General features: G+C 64.7%; 22 protein-coding genes and 2 pseudogenes. 16 read left to right on the top strand and 8 right to left on the bottom strand.

Annotation, left to right across the window (positions count from 1 at the left end):
• Positions 1 to 135 precede the first annotated feature (135 nt).
• Positions 136 to 1020, bottom strand: a complete 885-nt coding sequence (locus ACVIGA_RS13895) for an amidohydrolase family protein (protein ID WP_375776972.1) — start codon at positions 1018 to 1020, stop codon at positions 136 to 138.
• A 475-nt stretch (positions 1021 to 1495) separates the two neighbouring features.
• Here ACVIGA_RS13895 and ykgO point away from each other — a divergent pair, with 475 nt between their 5' ends.
• Positions 1496 to 1621 (top strand): type B 50S ribosomal protein L36, encoded by a 126-nt coding sequence (gene ykgO, locus ACVIGA_RS13890; RefSeq protein ID WP_002718645.1) that lies wholly within the window; start codon positions 1496 to 1498, stop codon positions 1619 to 1621.
• Positions 1622 to 1726: 105 nt separating this feature from the next.
• Positions 1727 to 2383, top strand: coding sequence for a tetratricopeptide repeat protein (locus tag ACVIGA_RS13885; RefSeq protein ID WP_456666814.1), 657 nt, complete (start codon positions 1727 to 1729; stop codon positions 2381 to 2383).
• 116 nt (positions 2384 to 2499) lie between these two features.
• On the opposite strand, the gene ACVIGA_RS13880 is transcribed toward ACVIGA_RS13885, so the two are convergent.
• On the bottom strand, positions 2500 to 2676 hold the full coding sequence (locus tag ACVIGA_RS13880; protein WP_165126306.1) for a hypothetical protein: 177 nt from the start codon (positions 2674 to 2676) through the stop codon (positions 2500 to 2502).
• A gap of 364 nt (positions 2677 to 3040) precedes the next feature.
• Between ACVIGA_RS13880 and ACVIGA_RS13875 the strand changes: the two genes are divergently transcribed.
• Positions 3041 to 4024, top strand: a complete 984-nt coding sequence (locus ACVIGA_RS13875) for an alpha/beta fold hydrolase (protein ID WP_456666813.1) — start codon at positions 3041 to 3043, stop codon at positions 4022 to 4024.
• An 83-nt stretch (positions 4025 to 4107) separates the two neighbouring features.
• Positions 4108 to 5844, top strand: coding sequence for a ubiquinone-dependent pyruvate dehydrogenase (poxB, locus tag ACVIGA_RS13870; protein ID WP_456666812.1), 1737 nt, complete (start codon positions 4108 to 4110; stop codon positions 5842 to 5844).
• Positions 5845 to 5925: 81 nt separating this feature from the next.
• On the opposite strand, the gene cycA is transcribed toward poxB, so the two are convergent.
• On the bottom strand, positions 5926 to 6318 hold the full coding sequence (gene cycA, locus ACVIGA_RS13865; RefSeq protein WP_456666811.1) for a cytochrome c-550 CycA: 393 nt from the start codon (positions 6316 to 6318) through the stop codon (positions 5926 to 5928).
• 248 nt (positions 6319 to 6566) lie between these two features.
• Between cycA and ACVIGA_RS13860 the strand changes: the two genes are divergently transcribed.
• Positions 6567 to 8060: an FAD-linked oxidase C-terminal domain-containing protein gene (locus ACVIGA_RS13860; protein WP_375776968.1), complete on the top strand. Its 1494-nt coding sequence runs from the start codon at positions 6567 to 6569 to the stop codon at positions 8058 to 8060.
• On the opposite strand, the gene ACVIGA_RS13855 is transcribed toward ACVIGA_RS13860, so the two are convergent.
• Positions 8057 to 8470 carry a hypothetical protein gene (locus tag ACVIGA_RS13855; RefSeq protein ID WP_456666810.1) on the bottom strand — a complete coding sequence of 138 codons (414 nt, stop codon included), beginning with the start codon at positions 8468 to 8470 and terminating at the stop codon, positions 8057 to 8059. The two genes, ACVIGA_RS13860 and ACVIGA_RS13855, sit on opposite strands and share 4 nt — an antisense overlap.
• 359 nt (positions 8471 to 8829) lie before the next feature.
• Between ACVIGA_RS13855 and ACVIGA_RS13850 the strand changes: the two genes are divergently transcribed.
• Complete coding sequence (locus ACVIGA_RS13850) at positions 8830 to 10002, top strand: acyltransferase family protein (protein WP_456666809.1); 1173 nt, start codon at positions 8830 to 8832, stop codon at positions 10000 to 10002.
• 164 nt (positions 10003 to 10166) lie between these two features.
• Here ACVIGA_RS13850 and ACVIGA_RS13845 read toward each other — a convergent pair whose 3' ends face one another.
• Positions 10167 to 10652 (bottom strand): putative quinol monooxygenase, encoded by a 486-nt coding sequence (locus ACVIGA_RS13845; RefSeq protein ID WP_375776965.1) that lies wholly within the window; start codon positions 10650 to 10652, stop codon positions 10167 to 10169.
• 315 nt (positions 10653 to 10967) lie between these two features.
• On the opposite strand from ACVIGA_RS13845, the gene ACVIGA_RS13840 reads away from it, so the two are divergent.
• The 4 genes from ACVIGA_RS13840 (at position 10968) to ACVIGA_RS13825 (ending at position 15509) form a co-directional block, all read left to right on the top strand.
• Complete coding sequence (locus tag ACVIGA_RS13840; protein WP_456666808.1) at positions 10968 to 12206, top strand: FAD-binding protein; 1239 nt, start codon at positions 10968 to 10970, stop codon at positions 12204 to 12206.
• Positions 12203 to 13519, top strand: coding sequence for a glycolate oxidase subunit GlcF (gene glcF, locus ACVIGA_RS13835; protein ID WP_223967114.1), 1317 nt, complete (start codon positions 12203 to 12205; stop codon positions 13517 to 13519). Before ACVIGA_RS13840 ends, glcF begins: the two co-directional genes overlap by 4 nt.
• Before the next feature lie 213 nt (positions 13520 to 13732).
• A complete protein-coding gene (locus ACVIGA_RS13830; RefSeq protein ID WP_456666807.1) occupies positions 13733 to 14134 on the top strand; it encodes a histone in 402 nt (133 codons plus the stop codon).
• 385 nt (positions 14135 to 14519) lie between these two features.
• Positions 14520 to 15509, top strand: coding sequence for a TorF family putative porin (locus ACVIGA_RS13825; RefSeq protein WP_223967116.1), 990 nt, complete (start codon positions 14520 to 14522; stop codon positions 15507 to 15509).
• 176 nt (positions 15510 to 15685) lie between these two features.
• On the opposite strand, the pseudogene ACVIGA_RS13820 reads toward ACVIGA_RS13825, so the two are convergent.
• Positions 15686 to 17432, bottom strand: a pseudogene (locus tag ACVIGA_RS13820) (ABC transporter ATP-binding protein/permease).
• 309 nt (positions 17433 to 17741) lie between these two features.
• Between ACVIGA_RS13820 and ACVIGA_RS13815 the strand changes: the two are divergent.
• Together ACVIGA_RS13815 and ACVIGA_RS13810 are read left to right on the top strand one after the other, a co-directional pair.
• Entirely contained in the window at positions 17742 to 19412 is a 1671-nt protein-coding gene (locus tag ACVIGA_RS13815) for an L-lactate permease (RefSeq protein ID WP_456666806.1), read from the top strand.
• A gap of 233 nt (positions 19413 to 19645) precedes the next feature.
• Positions 19646 to 20029 (top strand): META domain-containing protein, encoded by a 384-nt coding sequence (locus tag ACVIGA_RS13810; protein ID WP_456670805.1) that lies wholly within the window; start codon positions 19646 to 19648, stop codon positions 20027 to 20029.
• Between the two features lie 18 nt (positions 20030 to 20047).
• Here the strand turns inward: ACVIGA_RS13810 and ACVIGA_RS13805 are convergent, their stop codons facing one another.
• Positions 20048 to 20674, bottom strand: coding sequence for a hypothetical protein (locus ACVIGA_RS13805; RefSeq protein ID WP_456666805.1), 627 nt, complete (start codon positions 20672 to 20674; stop codon positions 20048 to 20050).
• Positions 20675 to 20894: 220 nt separating this feature from the next.
• On the opposite strand from ACVIGA_RS13805, the pseudogene ACVIGA_RS13800 reads away from it, so the two are divergent.
• From ACVIGA_RS13800 to ACVIGA_RS13790, 3 genes and pseudogenes are all read left to right on the top strand, one after another.
• Positions 20895 to 21353 (top strand): annotated as a pseudogene (locus ACVIGA_RS13800) (GNAT family N-acetyltransferase).
• Between the two features lie 76 nt (positions 21354 to 21429).
• Positions 21430 to 22008 carry a bifunctional transcriptional activator/DNA repair enzyme AdaA gene (locus ACVIGA_RS13795; protein ID WP_456666804.1) on the top strand — a complete coding sequence of 193 codons (579 nt, stop codon included), beginning with the start codon at positions 21430 to 21432 and terminating at the stop codon, positions 22006 to 22008.
• A gap of 18 nt (positions 22009 to 22026) precedes the next feature.
• A complete protein-coding gene (locus tag ACVIGA_RS13790) occupies positions 22027 to 22494 on the top strand; it encodes a PaaI family thioesterase (protein ID WP_456666803.1) in 468 nt (155 codons plus the stop codon).
• 193 nt (positions 22495 to 22687) lie between these two features.
• On the opposite strand, the gene ACVIGA_RS13785 is transcribed toward ACVIGA_RS13790, so the two are convergent.
• Entirely contained in the window at positions 22688 to 23401 is a 714-nt protein-coding gene (locus ACVIGA_RS13785; protein ID WP_375776956.1) for an ester cyclase, read from the bottom strand.
• On the opposite strand from ACVIGA_RS13785, the gene ACVIGA_RS13780 reads away from it, so the two are divergent.
• Positions 23400 to 23597, top strand: a complete 198-nt coding sequence (locus tag ACVIGA_RS13780) for a hypothetical protein (protein WP_456666802.1) — start codon at positions 23400 to 23402, stop codon at positions 23595 to 23597. The two genes, ACVIGA_RS13785 and ACVIGA_RS13780, sit on opposite strands and share 2 nt — an antisense overlap.
• The last annotated feature ends 8 nt before the right edge of the window (positions 23598 to 23605 follow it).

Here is a 23605-nt window from a genome sequence, read left to right as displayed (position 1 = left end):
TACTCCCTTAAATCATGATGCGCTTCCACGGAATCGCATCATGATCTCATCTCCTTATTTGAGCATGATCTCCGCGCAAACGCGTTCCGCGTTTGTCGCGAGGGAAAACCGCTTCGCGCTTTTCCGGATCATGCTCTAAATCCCCAAAATCTTGCGCGCGTTCGCCTTCAGGACCTTGGGGCGGATCTCCTCGCGGATGTCGAGTTTTGCGAAGTCGGCGAGCCAGCGGTCCGGCGTGATGACAGGCCAGTCCGAGCCGAACAGCATCTTGTCCTGCAGGATCGAGTTGATGTAGCGCACCAGGATCGGCGGGAAATATTTCGGCGACCAGCCGGACAGGTCGATATAGACGTTCGGCTTGTGGGTCGCGACCGACAGCGCCTCTTCCTGCCAGGGGAAGGAGGGATGCGCGAGGATGATCTTGAGGTCGGGAAAATCGGCCGCGACGTCGTCCATGTACATCGGGTTGGAGTATTTCAGCCGCATCCCCATGCCGCCCGGCATGCCCGAGCCGACGCCGGTCTGGCCGGTGTGGAACAGCGCGATCGCGCCGCCCTCGTTGATCGCCTCATAGAGCGGATAGGCCATGCGGTCGTTGGCGTAGAAGCCCTGCATGGTCGGATGGAATTTGAAGCCGCGGACGCCGTATTCCTCGATCAGCCTGCGCGCCTCGCGGACGCCGAGCTTGCCCTTGTGCGGGTCGATCGAGACGAACGGGATCAGCACGTCGAGATGGTCGGAGGCGATCTCCAGCATCTCCTCATTCTTGTAGCGGCGGAAACCGGTCTCGCGTTCGGCATCGACCGGGAAGATCACCGCGGCGATGTTCTTGGCGCGGTAGTAGGCCGCGGTCTCCGGCACGGTCGGCGGATGCTTGTGCGGCGACTTGAAATAGTCGGCCATCTGCGCCTGGAAATCGTCATAGCCGTCGTCGCCATGCATCCCGCACGGCTCCTCGGCGTGGGTGTGGATGTCGATCGCTGTGACCTTTTCGATGTCGGGCAGTTTGAGCTTGGGCATTCGGCTTCCCCGGCGGCGTGTTTGGTGGTGATGGAAAATAATTATATGATATAACAATTTTCGCAAGCCGTCTGAGTTGATCAAAGGTGGTGGCGGTGAGAGCCCGGTTGGCCGCGAAGTCGTCCTTGGGTGGGCGCCAGCCCGGCGCACGAGCACGATTCGCCGGCCAGGAAGCCACCATCAGGGCGCGGCGGCGCGACCGGGCGTTGGCGTTGATATCGCGACGGTCGGCGTTTCCGATGCGATCTCAATGGCGTGGCGGGATGACCGGCACCGGTTCCAGGCCGCGATATGGCCGAAAATCGGCCCATCTCGGTTGACATTTAACGGTCCGATGGCTTAGAACCCGGCCGTCCCGCGCGGTAGGCCGCTTGTCGGGATAATCCCATTTCGCCAACTATTGGCTTTTGCCGACGATTGGCATTGATCAGGTACGGCCTCCAACACGGGCCTTTCGAAGTAACAGGATTGTCCCATGAAGGTCCGTAACTCGCTGAAGTCGCTGCGCGGCCGCCATCGCAACAACCGTCTGGTCCGCCGCAAGGGCCGTGTCTACGTGATCAACAAGGTCCAGCGCCGCTTCAAGGCGCGCCAGGGTTGATCCGGCGCGGATCGGCTGATTGCGCCGATCCCAACACATCGCTTTCACAGGTCTTTGACGCCGTGCTGCTTTGCAGCGCGGCTTTGTGCGTCTAGACTTCGGGTCATGGGATTCAACTTCCTTGGGCCTACCCACCGCCGGCTGGCGATCGTGATCGCGGCACTTCTGGGCATGTCTGTCGCGGCCGCCGCGCAGGACGATCCGCGGGTGATCCCGCCGCCGAAGGCCCAGAAGAAACTGCCGGAAGCCCCGACCAAGCTGCCGAAGGTTCCGGCCGACCGTACCCGCGGGCTGGATTTCCTGTTCGGCGCGCTGAAGGCCGCGCCCGATGAGGACAGCGCCCGCCACGTCGAGGCGCGGATCTGGGCGCTGTGGCTGCAAACCCCGAGCGATACCGCGACGCTGCTGATGGTGCGCGCCAAGGCTGCGCTGGATGCCCAGAATATCGATGTGGCGCTGAAGCTTCTGGACGCGGTGATCAAGCTGCGGCCCGACTATGTCGAGGCCTGGAACCGGCGCGCGACGATCTACTATCTCAAGAACGACTACGTCCGTTCGCTGGGAGACCTGCAGCAGGTCTTGACCCGCGAGCCCCGGCATTTCGGCGCGCTGGCCGGTGTCGGCATGATCATGCAGGACATGGGCGACGACAAGCGCGCGCTGGACGCCTTCCGCAAGGCGCTGGCGGTCGATCCCTACCTCGAGAAGGTGCCGCAGATCGTCAAGCAGCTGACCGAGAAGGTCGAAGGCCGCGACATCTGATCGCCTTCAATTGATTGCGTGCGATTGATCGCGATCGCGGGCCGATGGCCGCGAATGGGCACATTGCTCGCGAGCTTGATGCTTGCTCGCGATATGGCCCGGCGCAGGAGGGCAGGCTAGTGCAGGAACTTGCCGCGTGACGCGCAGTCCTCGGCCACGGCAGCATAGAATTGCTGAAGCTCCGCCTCCAGGTGCTCATTCACGAGCAACAGTGCCTTCAGGGCGCCGCGCAGGTCGCCATTGCAGCTCGCCACGATCTGATCGATGGCCGCATCGCTAGGGTCGGAAATCATGGTACTCCTCCGATTACTTCCCGTTGAACTCGTCGTGCGGACGCAGGTTCCTGTGGATTCAGTGCACAAGCCAAGAGGCATCCCGGGTGCGTCCCGGTTTCGATGAAGCCTCGCCTCTGATGGCGAAATTGCCACCGGCAATCTATGGAATTACTAATGACGGTGGGATGAACCCGCTATCCACAGGCTGGGGGCATTGTGGACAACTCCGCGCCCCGGCGCGAGCCGGAAATCGACAATTGGCTTTCCGAACAAGAGCATGCCCGGGCAGGGGGCAAATCGACGCGAAACCAGGCTTCGGCTTCGTCGTAATTTTCAGGTGCCCAAGACACTTCAAATACCCAAGACCTTTCGGATCCCCTCGATGTTGACCGCAATCATTGCGCTGGCGGCCGCCGGGCTCGCGTTGGCCCTGGCGACGCAAATCGGCGTCATCCTCATTCAGGGGGCCCTTCCGCCTCGGGGCCGCATGGTCGATGTGGCCGGCGGGCGGCTGCATGAGGTCGAACTCGGCCCGCGCGATGCAGCGGGGCCGCCGATCGTGCTGCTGCATGGCGCAAGCTCCAACCTGTGCGCGATGCGGCCGCTCGGCGACCGCATTGCGAAAACGCGCCGGGTGATCCTGATCGACCGGCCGGGCCATGGCTGGAGCACGCGCGCGCGTGTCGCGGATTCGACGCCGGCGACCCAGGGCCGGATGATCGTGGAGGCACTGTCCAGGCTCGGCATCGACCAGGCGATCGTTGTGGCGCATTCCTGGGCCGGCGCGCTCGCCCTGCGCATCGCGCTGGATCATCCGGACCGCGTCGCGGGCCTCGTGCTGCTCGCCCCCGTCGCCTATCCCTGGCGCGGCGGTGCCGGCCGCTACAATGATGTGATCTCGACGCCGCTGATCGGGCCGTTGCTGGCGCACACGATCACCTTGCCGCTCGGTTATCTCGTCACGACATCTGGCGTGCGCGGCGTGTTCGCGCCGCAGCCGATGCCGGACGATTTCGTCCGCGACAGCGAGACGTTGCTCCTGCTGCGTCCGCACGAGTTCATCGCCAATGCGCGGGACCTCGTCACGCTGAAGGCCGCCGTGGTCGAGCAGGCGCCGCGCTATGCGGAGATCAAGGCGCCGGTCACGATCATTGCGGGCGACGTCGACAAGACGGTCTCGACCGGCATTCATTCGCGGCCGCTTGCAGCAACGGCGCCGAACGCCAAGCTCATCGTGCTGCCCGGTGTCGGCCACATGGTGCAATATGCCGCGCCCGATCTTGTGGTGTCCGAGATCGAGGCGACGGCTGACCGGTTGGTCCAATCGGCAGCAACAGCGGACAGGATTGCGCCCGCGAATCTGTGATCCGGTGAGGCTTGCGCAGTCGCATCCTGCCGAACATCATGCGGCTGCGCGGCCCGATAGATCTCACCCAAAGGACAAGCCTCATGCGGATCGACAACATCGCCGACCTCATCGCTGAAACCCTTGCCCAGGCCAGCGTGAAGCGCATCTACGGTGTCGTCGGCGACAGTCTCAACGGCTTGACCGAGGCGTTGCGCAAACGCGGCACGATCGACTGGCTGCATGTGCGCCATGAGGAGGTCGCGGCCTTCGCCGCCGCCGCCGAATCCCAGATCACGGGCGACCTTGCGGTATGCGCGGGCTCCTGCGGCCCGGGTAATCTGCATCTCATCAACGGCCTGTTCGACGCGCATCGCAGCCGCACGCCGGTGCTGGCGATCGCGGCCCAGATCCCCTCCGCTGAAATCGGCGGCGGCTATTTCCAGGAGACCCATCCGCAGGACCTGTTCCGCGAATGCAGCCATTATTGCGAGCTGGTGTCGGATCCGGCGCAGCTGCCCTACATGCTCGAGAACGCGATCCGCGCCGCGGTAGGCAAGCGCGGCGTGGCGGTGTTGGTGCTGCCGGGCGACGTCGCGATGCGGCCGGCGCCGAAGCGCGACATTGCGCCGAATGCGGGCCTGCTGCCGCCCGTGCCGGTGGTGCGCCCGGCCGAAGCCGAATTGAACGCGCTGGCCGCACTGCTCAATGGCGCGAAGCGCGTCACGCTGTTCTGCGGTCGCGGCTGCGCCGGCGCGCATGATGGCCTGCTCAAGCTCGCCGAGACGCTGAAGAGCCCGATCGTGCATGCGCTCGGCGGCAAGGAATATGTCGAATACGACAATCCCTACGATGTCGGCATGACCGGCTTCATCGGCTTCTCCTCCGGCTATGCCGCTATGCATGGCTGCGACGTGCTGCTGATGCTGGGCACCGACTTTCCCTACAAGCAGTTCTTCCCGACCGGCATCAGCATCGCCCAGGTCGATCTCCGCCCGGAAAATCTCGGCCGCCGTTGCAAGCTCGATCTCGGCATCGTCGGCGACGTCGGCGAGACCATCGCCGCGCTGTTGCCGAAGCTCACGGTCAAGACTGAGCGCAAGTTTCTCGACGCCAGCCTCGCGCATTACAAGGACGCCCGCGCCGGCCTCGACGATCTTGCCCGCGGCAGACCGGGGCAGAAGCCGATCCATCCGCAATACCTGGCGCGCCTGCTCAGCGAGCAGGCGACCGAGGATGCGGTGTTCACCGCCGACGTCGGCACGCCGACGATCTGGGCCGCGCGTTATCTGAAGATGAATGGCCGCCGCCGGCTGGTCGGCTCCTGGGTGCACGGCTCGATGGCCAACGCCATGGCGCATGCGATCGGCGCGCAGGCGGCGCAGCCGGGGCGGCAGGTGGTGTCGATGTCCGGCGACGGCGGCTTTGCGATGCTGATGGGCGATTTGATCACGCTGACGCAGGCGAAGCTGCCGGTGAAGGTCGTGATCTTCAACAACAGCGTGCTCGGCTTCGTCGCGCTGGAGATGAAAGCCGCCGGCTTCATCGAGACCGGCGTCGACCTGAAGAACCCGGATTTCGCGGCGATGGCCCGCGCCATGGGCATTCACGGCGTCAGGGTGGAGGATCCCGGCGAACTCGAGGGTGCGATCCGCGGCGTGCTCGCGCATGACGGCCCGGCGGTGCTCGATGTCGTGACCGCGACGCAGGAATTGTCGATGCCGCCAACCATCACGCTGGAGCAGGTGAAGGGCTTCAGCCTGTGGGTGCTGCGCGCCGTGATGAGCGGCCGCGGCGACGAGGTGGTCGATCTCGCAAAAACCAATCTGTTGCCGCGCTGATCGCGGCGGCAGCTCAAGTCAGAAAGCCATCCCCGTCCGCCCTGGCATTTGCACAGGGCGGACGACGTCCGATACCGCCGATTACTTCTGCTTGCCGTCCTTGTCGAACGACGACACGTAGGCCCACAGATTGTTGGCCTCGGTCTCGTTCTTGATGCCGGCGAATGCCATCTTGGTGCCGGGGATCTTGGCCTTCGGGTCCTTGATGTATTCGAGGAACTGATCCTTGTTCCAGGTGATGCCGGAATTCTTGTTGGCATCGGAATAATTGTAGTCCGGCGCGGAGCCGGAGTGGCGGCCGTCGAGGCCGTTGAGCTCGGGGCCGACCTTGTTCTTGGCGCCTTCGCCGATCGCGTGGCAGGCGAGGCATTTGTTGAACGAGGTCTTGCCGGCGGCGGCATCCTGCGCCAGCGCGGAGGATGCGGTGGCCAGCGATGTGACGACCGCCAGCGCGCTCAAGGTCTTTAGGTTCATGGGGTTCTCTTCGTTTCGTCCCGAGGGGGAGTGTTTGGTTTGTGGCATGTCCGGCTTGGACAGGACAAGCCACGAAACTTTGACAGGTTTCATGGCCGCCCGCTTGTCCGAGAGAGAACTCGTCCTTGCGGGACGGGGCAATCCGACCTTCGGCCGGGTGACTGAAACAGGGTGACTGAAACAGGTGCAGACCCGATTGATTTGTCGTAACAAATCGACGAAGCGCAGAGCGCTCCGAGGGAACAGCGATGTCCATCATGATGCCGGCGGCCGATCAGGCCGTCCTTGCCCGCCGCGCCGAAATCGTCGCCGCGTTGCGCGCCATCGTTCCGGGGGAGGGCGTGATCGACAGTGCCGCCGAAATGCTGGCCTATGAGTCCGACGGCCTGACCGCCTATCGGCAGCCGCCGATGGTCGTGGTGCTGCCCGATACCACCGAGCAGGTCGCGAAGGTCCTCAAATATTGCCAAGCGCAGGGCATCAAGGTGGTGCCGCGCGGCTCCGGCACCTCGCTATCCGGCGGCGCGTTGCCGCTCGCCGATGGCGTGCTGCTCGGACTCGGCAAGTTCAAGCGCATTCGCGAGATTGACTTCGATAACCGCGTTGTTGTCACCGAGCCCGGCGTCACCAACCTTGCGATCAGCCAGGCGGTCGCCCATGCCGGCTTCTATTACGCGCCCGATCCGTCGTCGCAGATCGCCTGCTCGATCGGCGGCAATGTCGCGGAGAATTCCGGTGGCGTGCACTGCCTGAAATACGGCATGACCACCAACAACGTGCTGGGCTGCGAGATCGTGCTGATGTCGGGCGAGATCCTGCGCATCGGCGGCAAATCGGCCGAGAATGCCGGCTACGATCTGATGGGCATCATCACCGGCTCGGAGGGGCTGCTCGGCGTCATCACCGAGATCACGGTACGCATCCTGCAGAAGCCCGAAACGGCCCGCGCGCTGATGGTCGGCTTCGCCGAGGTCGAGGCGGCCGGCGAATGCGTGGCCGCCATCATCGGCGCCGGCATCATCCCCGGCGGCATGGAGATGATGGACAAGCCTGCGATCCACGCCGCGGAAGCCTTCGTCCACGCCGGCTATCCGCTCGACGTCGAGGCGCTTCTGATCATCGAGCTCGACGGGCCCCAGGTCGAGGTCGACGAGCTGATCAAGCGGGTCGAGGCGATCGCGCAAGGCTGCGGCTCGACCTCCTGCCAGATCTCGACCTCGGAGGCCGAGCGCAATCTGTTCTGGGCAGGCCGCAAGGCGGCATTCCCGGCGGTCGGTCGGATCTCGCCAGACTATCTCTGCATGGACGGCACCATCCCGCGCGGCGCGTTGCCGAAGGCCTTGGCGCGAATTCGGGAGCTCTCGGAGAAATATGGCCTCGGCGTCGCCAATGTGTTCCACGCCGGCGACGGCAATCTGCACCCCCTGATCCTCTACGATGCCAACAAGCCGGGCGAGATCGAGAAGGCGGAGGCGTTCGGCGCCGACATCCTGCGTTGCTGCGTCGAGCTCGGTGGCGTGCTCACCGGCGAGCATGGCGTCGGCATCGAGAAGCGCGACCTGATGCCGGAAATGTTCACCGAGATCGACCTCAACCAGCAGCAGCGGCTGAAATGCGCCTTCGATGCCCAGGGCCTGCTCAACCCCGGCAAGGTGTTTCCCACCCTGCATCGCTGCGCCGAACTCGGCCGCGTCCATGTCCACGCCGGCAAGCTGGCCTTTCCGGATATCCCGCGGTTCTAGTACCGTCTCACCAGGCCGCGCGCCGCGCTGGCATCGCCATAGGCGGCGCAGGCCCGTTCGGGGTCCGCTATCAACTCCGCCCGGACTCGCTTGAAGGTCTTGCCGGCCGCTTCGGACACCTCGGGACGGAATTTGCGCGGGTCGTAGTCGTTGCCATCGTTGGCCTTGATGGCCGCGTCAAAGGCGCCGATCATGGCCATGGCGGCGTCAGGGCTGCCGAGAAGCGTGGCGCCGAGCTGAACGCCGCCGGCACCATTGGCTTCATAGCCGGTGCATCGTTGTTCGAGCACCGCGGCCGCGGTGGCGAGCTGGTCGAGGAACGTCGCCTCGGCGTCGGTGAGCATTGCGGCGCGCGCCTGCTGGGCCACGATCATCGCGAGCAGCGCGATGGCTGTTGTTTTGATGTTCATGGCGGCGGTTCTCCTGCGGCGGTTGAGCCGCGATCGAAATCACCGGTCGCCGAATGGCGATAACGCCGGCCAGCCCTTTTGGGGCATCAGGTGCCGCGCCGGCTATTGGCCCCAAGGCCAACATGCATCGGCGTCGGCCGCACGCGGACGCGGGAAAATTGCGAGCGCCTTGCCGATCGATCCAATTTAGCGGATCGCGCTAGCCGACCGATAACCTTAACCGATGCTTGCCGCGGTGGCCGTGGCAAGCCGCCAGGGCTGCCGTTGCGCGTCGCTGCAATTGCGGCGGCCACCCGTTTACACGACCTTCAACTGTTCCCCGGTATTTTCCCAAGATGCATGTCTTCGGGACCACATCGATGCCCAGCCTGGCTGATCAGCTGGCGCTTTCGCGCAATCGGCCCGCGGGTTTCGACTACATGCGGATCGCGCTGGCGGTATCGATCATCTGCCTGCACAGCCTGAACGTCACGCTCGGGCTTGGCCGGGCGCTGGAAATCCTGGGTTCGTTCCGCATCTTGATCGCGATGATCCTCGCGCTGTTCTTCGCGTTGAGCGGCTTCCTGGTGACGGCGAGCCTGCAGCGGTGCAGGAGCCTGATTTCCTTCCTCGGCCTGCGCGTGCTTCGGATCGGGCCCGCGCTCGCGGTCGAGACGACGCTGTCGGCGGTCATCATCGGCTCGGTCTTCACCGAACTGCCGTTGGCGCAGTACGTCGCCGACCCGAAATTCCACGCCTATTTTCTCAACATGGTCGGCGACATCCATTACGAGCTGCCGGGCGTCTTCCTGCACAATCCGATGCCGGACGTGGTGAATGCCCAGCTCTGGACGGTGCCGTATGAATTGTGGTGCTACGTGATCCTGGCGCTGCTCGCGGTGACCACGATCTGCTTCAACAGGGTGACGTACCTCGTGTTCCTGGTGATCGTTCAGGTCGCGCTGGTGAGCTACGACGTCTACCGCTGGGAGGAGGTGCCGATCCAGCTTCGCCCGCATCTTCTGGTGTTCTGCTTCCTTGCCGGTGTCGGCTTCTATCTCTGGCGCGACAAGGTGCCATTCAACCGCACGGCGTTCCTGGTCGCGCTGTTGCTGTGCGCCGCCGGGATGGCCACGGGTCGCGGCGATGCGCTGGCTCCGGTGCCGGCCGCTTATGCCGCGTGCTATCTCGGCCTGATGAATCCCCGGCGGAGCTGGATCGTATCGTCAGGCGATTACTCCTACGGGCTCTACCTCTATGGGTTCGTCATCCAGCAGTGCGTTGCCGCGTTCGGCCCGCCGGTTCAGCACTGGTATCTCAACATCCTGATCAGCCTGCCGCTCGCCTTCGGCGTCGCCGTCGCGTCCTGGCATCTCGTCGAGAAACACGCGCTGGGGCTCCGCGGCCATGTCGAGACGTTCGAGGTCGCGGTGCTGTCGCGGATTTCGATCGTCGGCTTCTGGCGCAAGTCGCCCGAGCAGGCCGAACGAGAGGCTGTCGTCCCTCCAGGGCCGATCAATCCGGTTCGACCGATCGTTCTTTCCGGCCGGTAACCCCTAACCATTACTTGCTGCGAATTCGGTCTCGGATTTCGTTCATCGGCTTCTGGCGCAGGTCGCCCGAGCGGGTCGGGTTGCGCGCAAGGTTCGGCAACAGCGGCGCATCGATCTGATCTGCGCGCGGGGAGGGATTGGTATCCTCCCCGCGGCGCCGTCGCTCACAGCAATACGTATTGCGTCCGCTCGCGCTTGGCGAGCAGCGGCAGTGCCTGCTCCGCGATGTAGGTCTTGAAGTAGGCGCTCTCCGCGTGAGCCTTGAACGCCGCTTCGTCCTGGAACAATTCGTAGAACAGGAATTGCGCCGGATTGTCCTTGCCGCGGCCGATCAGGAACAGCTTGGTGCCGGGGTCCTTCTGCGCCTCCGGCAGGAAACCGTCGAGAATTGCCGCGACCTTGTCGGCCTGGCCTTCCTTGGCTTCCCATTGCGCCACCACCAGAAGGCCTGACGTGTTGATCACATCGCTGATGGTTCGAGTGCTCATCGCATAGTGCTTCATTTGCATTCCTCCGTTGCTTTGCTCCGATCGAGCTTGCGATCCGGCCCAGGGCGAGACGCCGGCGATCGTCATGATCGCGGCGAACGAGCCGATGGCCGATCGTCGGGTGAGCATCATCGTCGTGGTCGTGCCTTCCGAACGTTTCATGATCGCCTCCAGATGATTTGCGCCAACCGTCGTGCCGGCCGAACCGCACCGCGACAGATAGGGGATCGTGCCGCGCACTCGGTTAGGCCACGGTCGAAATGTCGATGTCGTGAAAATGGTTCGACATTGGTCGAAGTGTTGCGTCTCCGCTTACGCAGGATGCGCGATGTGGCCAAAACCTCGATCAGGGCGGCCCGACCGCCGTTCCCGCCGCGGTCGGGCGGCAAGCCCTGCTCCCGGGCCATTCCGTCGACGTTGCGACGGTGGGGTTCGTCGCATTTGATCTCGGAGCCAAATTTCGTTACCGACTAGCGGGTGGAAACGCTGAAAGTCAGAGACGTCCAGGACGTCGAAGAGGTGGTGCGCGCGGCTGTCGCCAGCGAGCAGCCGCTCGAGGTCATTGGTCATGGATCGAAACGCGCCATCGGCCATCCGATGGCGACCAATGCGGTGCTCGACGTCTCGGTGCTGAACGCGGTCAGCTCCTATGAGCCGAACGAGCTGATCATCACCGTGCAGGCCGGCGCGCCGCTCGCCGACGTGCAATCGCTGATCGACGCCAAGAACCAGCAATTCGCCTTCGAGCCGATGGACATGTCCGTGCTGCTCGGCACCGCGGGAGCCGGCACGATCGGCGGCATGATCGGCGCCGGCCTTGCCGGTCCGCGCCGCATCAAGGCCGGCGGCGCCCGGGATCACCTGCTCGGGGCGCATGCGGTGTCCGGGTTCGGCGACAGTTTCAAGACCGGCGGGCGGGTGGTGAAGAACGTCACCGGCTACGATCTCTGCAAGCTGCTCACCGGTTCCTGGGGCACGCTCGCGGTCATGACCGAGGTGACGCTCAAGGTGATGCCGAAGCCGGAAGCCGAGCGCACGCTGGTGCTGCGCGGGCTCGACGACGTCGCCGCCAACAAGGCGATGACGGCAGCGCTCGGTTCGCCCTTCGACGTGTCGGGCGCGGCGCATCTGCCCGGTTCGGCGTTGCGGTCCGGGACCGGTGCACTCGCCGGCCTCGCAGCCTCCGGCCAGCCGGTCACGCTGGTGCGGCTCGAGGGCATTTCGGCGTCGGCGGCGCACCGCGCGGCCTCGCTGAGCCAGACATTGTCGTCCTATGGATCGGTTGACAGCCTCGCTGACGACGCGTCGGCTTTGATCTGGAGCGCGCTACGCGACGTGGTGCCGTTCGCCGCGAACGGCACGCTCGGGGCCTCGCCGGTGTGGCGCATCGTTTGCCCGCCGGCCTCAGGCGGCGCGCTGGGCCAGGCGCTGTCGCGCTTAACCGGCGGCGACGTGATCTACGATTGGGGCGGCGGGCTGATCTGGGCCGCGGTACCGCAGAGCGCCGACGCGCAGGTCGCGCTGGTCCGCGGCCAGGTCGAGGCGGTCGGCGGGCACGCCACCCTGATCCGCGCCACCGAGGACGTGCGCCGCGCGGTCGACGTGTTCCAGCCGCAGCCGGCCGGGCTTGCCGCGCTCGGCGAACGTATCAGGGCGAGTTTCGATCCGAGGTCGGTCCTCAACCGCGGCCGGATGATTCGAGGCGGGGGCGCATGAAGACCGAGTTTAGCCTGGCGCAGCTTGCCGATCCCGACATCAAGGAAGCGGACCAGATCCTGCGCGCCTGCGTGCATTGCGGCTTCTGCACCGCGACTTGTCCGACCTATGTGCTGCTCGGCGACGAGCTCGATAGTCCGCGCGGCCGCATCTACCTGATCAAGGAGATGCTGGAGAAGGACAAGCCGCCGACGGCGGACGTGGTCAAGCATATCGACCGCTGCCTGTCGTGCCTCGCCTGCATGACCACCTGTCCGTCGGGCGTGAACTACATGCACCTCGTCGACCAGGCCCGGGTCAGGATCGAGCGGGATTACGAGCGGCCGCTGACCGAGCGGCTGCTGCGTTCGGTGCTCGCCTACGTGCTGCCGCGGCCGGGCCTGTTCCGGATCAGCATGATCCTGGCCGGGCTCGCCCGGCCGTTCACGGCACTGCTGCCGACGCCGTCGGTCGGTGCGGCGAGCCCGGGCCTGCTGCGGCGGATCAAGGCGATGCTGGCGCTGGCGCCGCGCGGTCTGCCGCCGCCGGGGCCGGCTGCGGGAACCGTGTTTGCGGCGACCGGCCGGCGGCGCGGCCGCGTCGCGCTGCTGCAGGGCTGCGCCCAGCAGGTGCTGGCGCCACGCATCAATCAGGCCGCGATCAATGTGCTGACCCGGCACGGCGTCGAGGTGGTGCTGGTCAAGGACGAGCAATGCTGCGGCGCGCTGACTCATCACATGGGACAGGACGCCGACGCGCTGGCGCGCGCTCGCGCCAACATTTCGGTGTGGCAAAGGGAAGCGGACCAGAACGGGCTCGACGCCATTCTGGTGACGACTTCGGGCTGTGGGACAGTTGTCAAGGACTACGGCTACCTGCTGCGCGAGGACAAAACATTCGCCGAGCCGGCCAAGCGAATCTCCGCGCTGGCAAAGGATATCACCGAGTATCTCTCAGCTCTCGAGCTCGCGCCTTCAACGCAGAAGGGCGACATCACCGTTGCCTATCACTCGGCTTGTTCGTTGCAGCATGGACAGAAAATCACTCAACTTCCGAAAGAATTGCTTTCCAAGAATGGATTCGTGGTGAAAGATGTGCCTGAGAGCCATTTGTGTTGCGGTTCGGCGGGGACCTACAACATTCTCCAGCCCGACATTGCGAGCAGATTGCGCGATCGCAAGGTCGCCAATATTGCGCTTGTCAAACCGGACATGATCGCTGCGGGCAATATTGGGTGCATGGTTCAGATTGCCGGCGGTACGTCAGTTCCTGTGGTGCACACGATTGAGCTTCTCGATTGGGCGACAGGAGGTCCCCGGCCAGGATTGAATTGATCGACTGCCATTCGAGCATGATCCGGACCCCAGCCTTGCCCTGACGCAAACTGAAGGACCGGCGCTTCCCTGCCACAGACGCGAAGCGATCGCGCGGCCATCATGCCCGACAAGCGAAGTGGAGGGTGCCTCTCCCCGAGGTTCAGCTGCTGACCGGCAAGCGATCACTTCAATACGCGGTGGACTCAAATCAGCGGCAACAGGAGGACCACGATGGCGAAGTCGAAGAAGGCGAAGAAAAGCAAGAAGGCCAAAAAGGCCAAGAAGGCGGTAGCGGCGAAGAAGAAGTCCGCGAAGAAGTCGGCCAAGAAGACTGCGAAGAAGGCCGCGAAGAAGTCTGCAAAGAAATCGGCGAAGAAGTCCGCCAAGAAGACAGCCAAGAAAGCTGCGAAGAAGGCTGCTCCGAAGAAGGCCGCGCCCAAGAAGGCCGCGAAGCCGGCTGCGAAGAAGGCCGCCAAGAAGAGCGCTCCGAAGAAGGCCGCCGCGCCGAAGCCGGCCGCCCCGGTCGCAGCACCCCCGGCGCCCGAGCCTGCGCCGCAGCCGGCCCAGAGCTGGGCCACGCCGAGCCACGAGCCGACGCCGAGCTGGGGCACTTCCGACAGCGAGCACCACTAGCCGAACCTTCTATCGGTTCACCTGATCGAAGCCGCAGCGGACGCCGCTGCGGCTTTTTCCGTATCGGCGGTCCGTAGTATTGCGGAGACACGATTCGCCGCCGGCGCCGCCCGCAGCGCGTCAAACCGTTACGCGATTCCGGATTGGGCGCGTCGTTCAACCGGAACTTGAGCCTCAGTCTTGTGGTGCAAATGCAACACCCGTCAACCAACGTATGGCGAGACTGCCAGAACGCCTAAAAAGTCGGCAGATGCATGTCTTTTCGCCTTCTCCAAAATGGGGGTGCGTTTCAGATTGAACGCACGCGATTGAGTTGCAGTCCGTTATCGCGCGCCCTGGGGGGCCACCGGAGCTGGGCTGTCTGGAAAAGTAGATGGGGATCGTCATGAAGAAACTGGCTTTGTTAGCAACAGCGCTAGCAATGATTTCGAGCTCGGCAATGGCAGCTGACATGGCGGTGAAGGCCGTCAAGGCGCCGCCGCCGGCTCCCTTCGATCCCTGGGACATCGCCTTCGGTGCCGGGATCGTCAGTGACTACGTGTTCCGCGGCGTCACCCAGTCCAACCACAATCCGTCGGTCACCGCCTATTTCGAGCCGCGCTACAACGTCAACAAGGACCTGCAGCTCTACATCGGCACCTCGACCGAAAGCATCTCCTTCGCCAACCGCGCCGCGGCTGAAGTCGACGTCTACGGCGGTATCCGCCCGACCTTCGGCGCCTTTGCCTTCGACATCGGTGTCTGGGGTTACCTGTATCCGGGCGGAACCTGCTACTTCGGCGCACCGTTCGACACCGCCGGCAAGGCGGTCGGTGCCGAGTGCGCCCTCAACTTCCTGCCGAACGGCAACGTCATGAAGAAGGACGTCTCGTTCTTCGAAGTCTACGGCAAGGCGACCTGGACCATCAACGACAACTGGGCGTTCACCATCAACGAGTACTACTCGCCAAACTTCCTCAACACCGGCGCCTGGGGCAACTACTCCTCGATCATCGGCAAGTACACCGCGCCGAGCACCGTGTTCGGCACCAGCGGCGTCGGCATGTACGTGTCGGGTGAGTTCGGCCGGCAGTGGCTCGGCACCTCCGACAGCTTCTACGGCGTCCCGGCGTTCCCGAACGGCATCAAGTATGCCGACTACAACACCTGGAACATCGGCATCGGCTTCACCTACAAGGTGTTCACGCTCGATCTGCGCTACTCCGACACCGACCTGTCGAAGGGCAATTGCAGCGCCTTCACCAGCGACTACACCGCGGGCGGCACCAACAACGTGACCCCGATCAATCCGCTCGGCACGGGCTCCAACTGGTGCGGCGCGGCCGGTATCGCCAAGCTCTCGGTCGACCTGACCGCGATGTCCAACCTGAAGTAATTTCCTCACCCGAGGATCACGGGGGGCGGCAGAGCAATCTGCCGCCCCTTTTGTTTTACGGGCGCGGGTGATGACGAGACTGAAGCGGCAGACTGGCTGCACCTCCCCCGCAAGCGGGAGAGGGAGCCGACTGCCTTCCGGGCCGGCTGTTCGCGTTCGCAGCTAAGTTGGCTCGCCTACGACGCGGCGGCCTTGACCTTGTCGCGCAAGGTGAAGCGATCGCCGTCGCGGACCAGCGACACGTTGCGCTGGTGGAAGGCGTTGAGCGTCGCGCGGTGACCGATCGAGACCACCGTGGTGCCGGGCAGCTTCTCGGCGATCAGTCGGTACAGCGCGGCCTCCGACGGCTCGTCGAGCGAGGCCGTCGCCTCGTCGAGGAACAGGAATTGCGGTGCATGCAGCAGCGCGCGGGCGATGCCGAGCCGCTGCTGCTCGCCGAGCGACAGCATCCGGTTCCAGTGCGCTTCTTCCTCGAGCCGCGCCGCGAGTTGCGGCAGTCCGACGGCGGCGAGGACGTCGCGGACCCGTCCCGCATCGTAGCTCGCAGCCTGGCCCGGATAGACCACCGCATCATGCAGCGAGCCGATCGGCAGATAGGGACGTTGCGGCAGCATCATCAGGCTGGCGTTGGCGGGGACCTGGACTGCGCCGCGGCCGAACGGCCAGATGCCGGCCACCGCGCGGAATAGCGTGGACTTGCCGGCGCCGGAGGGACCGGTGACAAGGGTTCGTTCATTGTCGCGAAGGCTGAAGCCGTCAGCCGCGAGCAGCGGCTTGCCGTCCGGGAGCGTGACCAGGAGATCGTCGAGATCGATCGTGTCGCCGGCTGTGGGCTTGACGTGGATGATGTCCTGCCGCTGCGCGAGCGCATCGCCGCCGCGGATCGATTTCTCGAAGCCGTCAAGACGCGCGACCACCGATTGCCATTCGGCCAGCGTCCGATAGGCCGAGATGAAGAAGGACAGTGAATCCTGCACGCTGCTGAAGGCGGACGCGGTCTGCATCATGCCGCCGAGCTGAATCTTGTTGGCGAAATAGGCCGGTGCGATCAGCACGTAGGGGAAGATCACGGCGGCTTGCGAATAGGCCGAGGTGAACGCGGTCAGCTTCTTGGTTCGTTGCATGATGTCGAGCCAGTTTCCGACCACGAAACCGAAGCGATCGAGCAATCGCGTGCGCTCGGCCGGCTCACCGTGCAGCAGTGCGATCTGCTCGGCGTTCTCGCGGGTCCGCACCAGGTTGAAGCGGAAATCGGCTTCGAACCGTTGCTGCCGGAAGTTGAGGTCGACCAGCGGCCTGCCGATCAAATGGGTCAGGACCGTTCCGAGGATCGCGTAGACCAGCGCGCCCAGCACCAGGTAGCCCGGAATCGCGAGGTCCTTGCCGAACAAATGCAGTGGCGCCTGATTGGACAGGCCCCACAGGATGAACACGAAGGAGGCGAGCGTCACCACGGCACTCAGCAATCCGATCCCGAGCGTCAGGGTCTGTTCGACGAAGCGCTGGGTGTCGTCGGCGATACGCTGGTCCGGGTTGTCGGCCGCGTCGCCGAGCAACTGCATGCGGTAGTGGTTGGCATTAATCGTGCAGCCAGCCGCCGAGATAACGCGTGGTCATCCAGCGACGCCAGCGGATCTGCAGCCATTGATTGAGATAGAGCTGGTAGACCTTCAGGCCGATCCAGAACGTTGCGAGCACGCAGAAATAGCCGATCTGATAGGTGAAGACCGCCTGATCACGCTCCTGCAGCGCGTTGTAGAAAACATTGTTCCAGCGGTTGAACAGCACGGTCAGAAAGACGGCGGCGAGCTCGAGGATCACCACCGCGGCCAACAGCCCGCGGCCTGCCCATTTGTCGTCGGAGTTGAAATAGGGCGAGGCGATGCGCCACACCGTTGCGAGCGTCGAGCGAATGTTGTTCACAGATTATCGTCTCCGGGGAAGCGGCCGCAACGGCCTGAAGAATCGGGACAATCGCAGTGCACCTCGACTAAAGTCGTAGGCCTGGCATGCAAGCGTTGGCTTGTCCCGGCAAGCGAGTCAACCCTAGCATGACGACAACGGCGAGGGGCGGGGGACCTTCGAATTTCGCGAGGATGTGAGCGATCCTTACCGATCGTTCATTCGCGAGCCGGGGCTGCAATCTTTCCGACGGACTCCCGCAATCGCACCAGCGCGCCTGCCTGCGCGCAAGGCCGGGGCGCTGCATAAGAATGTGGGAAGGATCCCGAGATGAGCACCTGGAATCAAATCTACAATCCGCTGGGCAATGCAGGGCTGTCGACGCTAGCCGCCGCCATTCCCGTGGTCACGCTGCTGGTCTTGATCGCCAGCGGCAAGGTGAAGGCGCATATCGCGGCCATCATCGCCGTGATCGTGACCAACCTGATCACGATCTTCGTGTTCACGATGCCGGCCGGGATGTCGATCCGCGCCTCGATCCTCGGCATCGTCACCGGGTTCTTCCCGATCGGCTGGATCGTGCTCAACGTCATCTTCCTCTACCAGGTCACGGTGAGGTGCGGGAAGTTCGAGCTGCTGAAGCGCGCGGTCGGCGGCGTCACCGAGGATCGCCGCCTGCAGTTGCTCCTGATCGCGTTCTCGTTCGGCGCCTTCTTCGAGGGCGCCTCGGGCTTCGGCACGCCGGTCGCGATCACCGGCGCGGTGCTGATCGGGCTCGGCTTCTCGCCGCTCGCAGCCTCCGGCCTATCGCTGATCGCCAACACCGCCCCGGTCGCCTTCGGAGCGCTCGGCACGCCAATTCAGGGCCTTGCCTCGGTCACCGGACTCGATCCCTACCTCCTCGGCGCCATGGTCGGCCGGCAGTTGCCGCTGTTCTCGCTGATCGTGCCGTTCTGGGTGGTGTGGGCGTTCGCGGGCTGGCGCGGCATGAAGGAAGTGTGGCCGGCGATCCTGGTCACCGGCGTGTCGTTCGCGGTCCCGCAATTCGTGATCTCGAACTACATCAATCCCTGGATCGTCGATATCGGCGCCTCGCTGATCTCGATGGGCGCGCTGATTCTGTTCCTCAAGGTCTGGCAGCCGCGTCAGCTCTGGCTGTCGCCCGCGCTGCGCGGCCGCGATGAATCGGCGGCGACGATGGCGGCCGCCAAGCCGCTCGACAAGACGCCGCTGACCCAGGGCGAATTGTGGAGCGCGCTGCTGCCGTGGATCATCGTCTGCATCCTGATGCTGATCTGGGGCAACGGCGCCTTCAAGGCCTGGGCGAATGCCAACTTCGTCTGGAACTATCCGGTTCCCGACCTCGACAAGCTGATCTTCAAGGTGCCGCCGGTGGTGGCCAAGCCGACGCCGGAAGGTGCGGTGTTCGGCTTCACCTATTTGTCGTTCACCGGCACCGGATTGCTGATCGCCGCGATCATCTCGGGTCTCCTGATGGGCTTCTCGCCGCTCAAGCTGATCGCCGAATATGGCCGCACCATCCGCCTCTGCGCGATCTCGCTGATCACGATCTCGGCGATGCTGGCGATCGGTACGCTGACCCGGCTCTCCGGCGTCGACGCCACGCTCGGCCTCGCCTTCGCCGCGACCGGCGTGCTCTACCCGTTCTTCGGCACCCTGCTTGGCTGGCTCGGCGTGGCGCTGACCGGATCGGACACCTCGTCCAACATCCTGTTCGGCAATCTGCAGAAGATCACTTCCGAGCAGCTCGGCCTGCCGCCGATCCTGATGGCGGCGGCGAACTCCTCGGGCGGCGTGATGGGCAAGATGATCGACGCGCAATCGATCGTGGTCGCCTCCACCGCGACCAACTGGTACGGCCACGAGGGTTCGATCCTGCGCTACGTGTTCCTGCACTCGATCGTGCTGGCGTGTCTGGTCGGTCTGTTCGTGACCCTGCAGGCCTATGTCTACCCGTTCACAGCGATGGTTCTGAAATAACGAGGCGAGGCGTCGCCCAAACGGAGATCCCCGCGGGTGCGAGCCCGCGGGGATTTTGCTTTTTCAAGCGCTTTTTCTCCCGCCGCCATTCTGGCCAATCGCGGCCTCGTCCCATACAAGGGCGGCGTCAAAGCATGATCCGGAAAAGTGGAAGCCGGTTTTCCGAATAGATCATGCTCAAAAGCGACCCTGGGAATGGCATGATCTCGATGAAGCGGATTCTGAACGGCGGCATGGCCGCATTGGCGCTGACTGCAGCGGCTCTTGGTGCGAGGCCGGTGCAGGCCCAGGAAGAATTCCCTTTCGGTTTCGTGATGACGCTCGATGCCGCGCGCATGCCGGGCTCCAAGCGGATTCCCTCGATCGAGGTCGGCGACAATGGCGAGGTAATTCTCGAGCTGTGGTGCGACGGCGGCAAGGGCCAGTTCTCGGTTGCCGGCAACACCATCGTGTTCGTTCCCGGCGGGATGGAGAACCGCAGCTGCACGCCGGACCGGGCGCAGGCCGACAAGGATCTGCTGGCAGCCCTCGGCCACACGACGAGTTGGCGACGGCAAGGTGATCAGGTCACGTTCATCGGCAGCAAGTCGCTGCGTTTCGTGATCAACAGCAACTAACGCACATCGCGTCGCCGCTCAGGGCGTCGCGACCAATCCGCTTGCGGTGGCGACGATCCAGCGATTGCCCCAGCGCACGATGGAATCGACGCGGCCGAGGCCCGGGACGACGTCGCCGCGTGCGGCCATCTTGACGCCTTCCGGCCCCTCGAGCACGGCGGTGCCGTCGCGGACTTCGACCACCGACCAGCCGGGGATGGTGCTCGGCCGGGTCTCGGGGGGCGTCGCCGCGGGCTGCTTCGGCCCTAGCGCCATGGCTTGCGCGTTCAGCGTCGTCGGCGCGGCGCCGACCACCTGCGGGCGTGGATTGGCTACCGATTTGGGAATGCTGCCGGTGACGGCGGGCTCGGCGTTGGAGGCGGTCCGGCGCGGGCTCTCGCTCTTTCGGCTCGGTGGCGCCTCCGCAACGTGCGGAACAGGCGCTTCCTTCTGGGCCACCGGGACGGGGGCGGGAGCTGCAAAGTCATGCCAGTTGGCGCCGCCGGTCCATCCCAGCACGAAGCTTGCGGCCAATGCCGTGGCTGCCAGCAGCGCGGTGCCAATCCGGTCGGCAAACGGCTCCCGCAGCAGCAGGGTGGCGTCGTGATTTTCGCCTGAGACGTCCCAGAGGTCCGCCGTCTGCGCCGGCGAATGACCCTCCGTCACATCCGTTGGCCAGATGCTCCCAGGACTGATCGGCTCGCGGTCTTGCATGGCGTGACCCGTGTTCGGTGACGCAAAGGATGATCCCCGAAACTAAATCGAGCCTTAATATTCGGTGACCGAACTGCGGCAGCACGAAGTCTTTTGGTCGCAGTCCCCGTAGTTTGACGGGACGGTGAGGGCGGCCGACAATCGCGAGGTCGACCCTGCATTGGGCCTAGAGATGCGCAAGCCTGACATCAGCATCGCCGCCGAAGACCCGCGGCAGCCCGATGTGCGGCAGCTGATCGATTTGTCGGACGCCCACATGCAGGTGCTGTACCCGCCTGACAGCAATCACCTCGCCGCCGTCGAGACGCGGGCCGCCCCGGGACACCGTCTTCCTCGTCGCGCGGCGCGATGGGGAGGTGCTCGGGTCGATCGCCTTCCGCCGCATCGCGCCAGAGCACGCCGAGATGAAGCGGATGTTCGTGCGTGCCGACGCGTGGGGACTCGGGCTCGGCCGCCGCCTGCTCGACACGCTGGAAGACGCCGCGCGCGACCGGAAGATCGCGCCCTGGAGACCGGAATTCGGCAGCCGGAGGCGATCGGGCTCTATCGCGCCGCCGGCTACCGGGAGTGTGCGCCGTTCGGGGAGTACACGCCGGATCCGCTCAGCCTGTTCATGACCAAGCGTCTCTAGCCCCAAGCGGTCGATTCCGGACGCCGTCTCCGCAAAGCGGGTCGTCGCGGCGCGACGGCGTCGTTATAGCGGTTGCATGCTCGATTTCGCCGCACAGTATGCAGCCTTTCAGCGCCGCGATCCGGCCTGGGACGGCGTCGTGTTCGTCGCGGTCCGGACAACCGGCGTGTATTGCCGCCCGGTCTGCCGGGCGCGCACGCCGCTCGCCCGCAACGTGCGGTTCTATGGCAGCGCCGCGTCGGCCGAACGCGCCGGCTTCCGGCCCTGCCTGCGCTGCCGTCCCGAGGCGGCGCCGTTCTGCCCGGCATGGAAGGGCACCAGGACGACGGTCGAGCGCGCGCTGGCGCTGATCGAAGCGGGCGCACTCGATCGCGGCAATGTCGAAGCGCTGGCCGATCGGCTCGGTATCGGCGCGCGGCATCTGTCGCGGCTGTTCGCCGAGCATCTCGAAGCCTCGCCGCTCCAGGTCGCACTCTCGCTGCGCGTGCAGCGCGCCAAGCGCCTGATCGACGGCAGCGATCTCCCGCTCTCCCTGGTGGCGCACCGCGCCGGCTTCACCAGCGCACGGCGCATGAACGCCGCATTCGCAAAACTCTACGGCCGCTCGCCCGCGTCGCTGCGACGGAAGCGGCGGCAAAAAATCACGATGCAATGAGCCTGAAGGAGATCAACAATGGCCAAGAGCTACGGCACCGTCAGTGCCGAACAGAAACTTGCGATGACCGGCCTCGAATTCGTGCAGGGGCTCGCCTCTGGCGCGTTGCCGCTCAACACCATCGCGCGGACGCTCGGCTATGACGTCACCGAGGCCGAGCACGGCCGCGTCGTCGTCACGCTGCTGCCGACGGATGCGCATCTCAATCCGGCCGGCACCGTGCATGGCGGGCTCACCGCGACGCTGCTCGACAGCTGCATGGGGCTTGCGGTGCAGTCGACGCTCGATGCCGGAACGAGCCAGACCACGCTCGAATTCAAGATCTCGCTGGTGCGGCCGATCACGCCGGACACCGGGCTCATCCGGGCCGAGGGCCATGTGCTCAATTGCGGTCGCCGCGTCGGCACCGCGGAGGGCAGGGTGACCGACGAGAAGGGGCGATTGCTCGCGCATGGCACGACGACGTGCCTGATCTTTCCGGCTTGATGCACAATTGTTGCGGAGAGGTTGCGCCGGCGCCGCATCGGGAGATGCCAAGCCGGCGCAGCAACATTGGAATGCCTCCAGCAAGCCTACGGCTTAGAGACCTTCAAGTTCACCGCGCCAGTCAATTGCGTTACCCGAACGCGCAGTAAGCGCGTTCGGGTAGTGATGATGCGATCGTCGATGAAGCGCCGGTTCACCCGGCGTAGCCACTCTGTTCAGGCAAGCGGATGAGGCCGAGCTGCAGCATGGCGGTCAGCGCATCTTCCTGTCCGAGCTCCTCGGCGATCCGTCCGTCCCGCACGCGCAGCACGGTCGTGCCGGCGAACGTCATCTTGCGGCCGGAGGCCGCGGGCAGCGAGCCGAGGCGGAAGTCGCTGAAGGCAGGCCCGGTGTGCGTACCGCCACCTTCCCAGCGGCCGACGACGAGATCGCCTTCCGCGACGAGATCGCCGACGCCCCAGAAATTGAGATCCGGAAACGCTTCACGAAACTCGGTGATGAATTGCGTGACCGCAGCGCGGCCCTTCTTCGGTTCGTGCATCGGGTAGTGCACGACAATGTCGGGTGTCGCGAGCTCATCGATGATGCGCGGATTCCATGGGTTTCCCCAAAAGCCCTCGAACCACCGGCCTACGATGCTCTTGTTTTCATCTGACATCGGATCGTCTCCATTTGCGTGTTGCCGGTATCGCGACCGGCGCTGTGTCGATGAACGCATTAGGCATCTTGAGACGGGTGTCGTGCCACCCGATTCCAGATCGGGCGTGGCGTCGGCGTTCAGACGAGATTCCGCTTGGTCGATATGGCGCTTAGCGCCGCTTCTCGGATGTCGCCGCGCAATCGGGAAGCGGGTGGCGCGCGCAACACGAACGCGAAACCTCTTCGCGATCACACAGGAGAACATCATGCGCAACTTCGATGCGATCGCCGCGCTGCGCGGCGACGGACTTCGTCCCGAGCTGCGGGCGCTGCTCGATCGCACCGCGATCGATCTTCGTTCCGAATTGTTCGTCAGAAGCGACGGGATGCTTCAGTCCGGCCCGGACGCAGCTCCCGAGATGGCGCGCAACAACGTGGTGACGCTGAAGACGAGGGCAGCCTGAATCAGCGG

The organism is Bradyrhizobium sp. USDA 3240 (assembly GCF_054063295.1).
The sequence above is the reverse complement of the archived record's forward strand: the minus strand, read 5'-3'. Positions and strand labels throughout refer to the sequence as shown.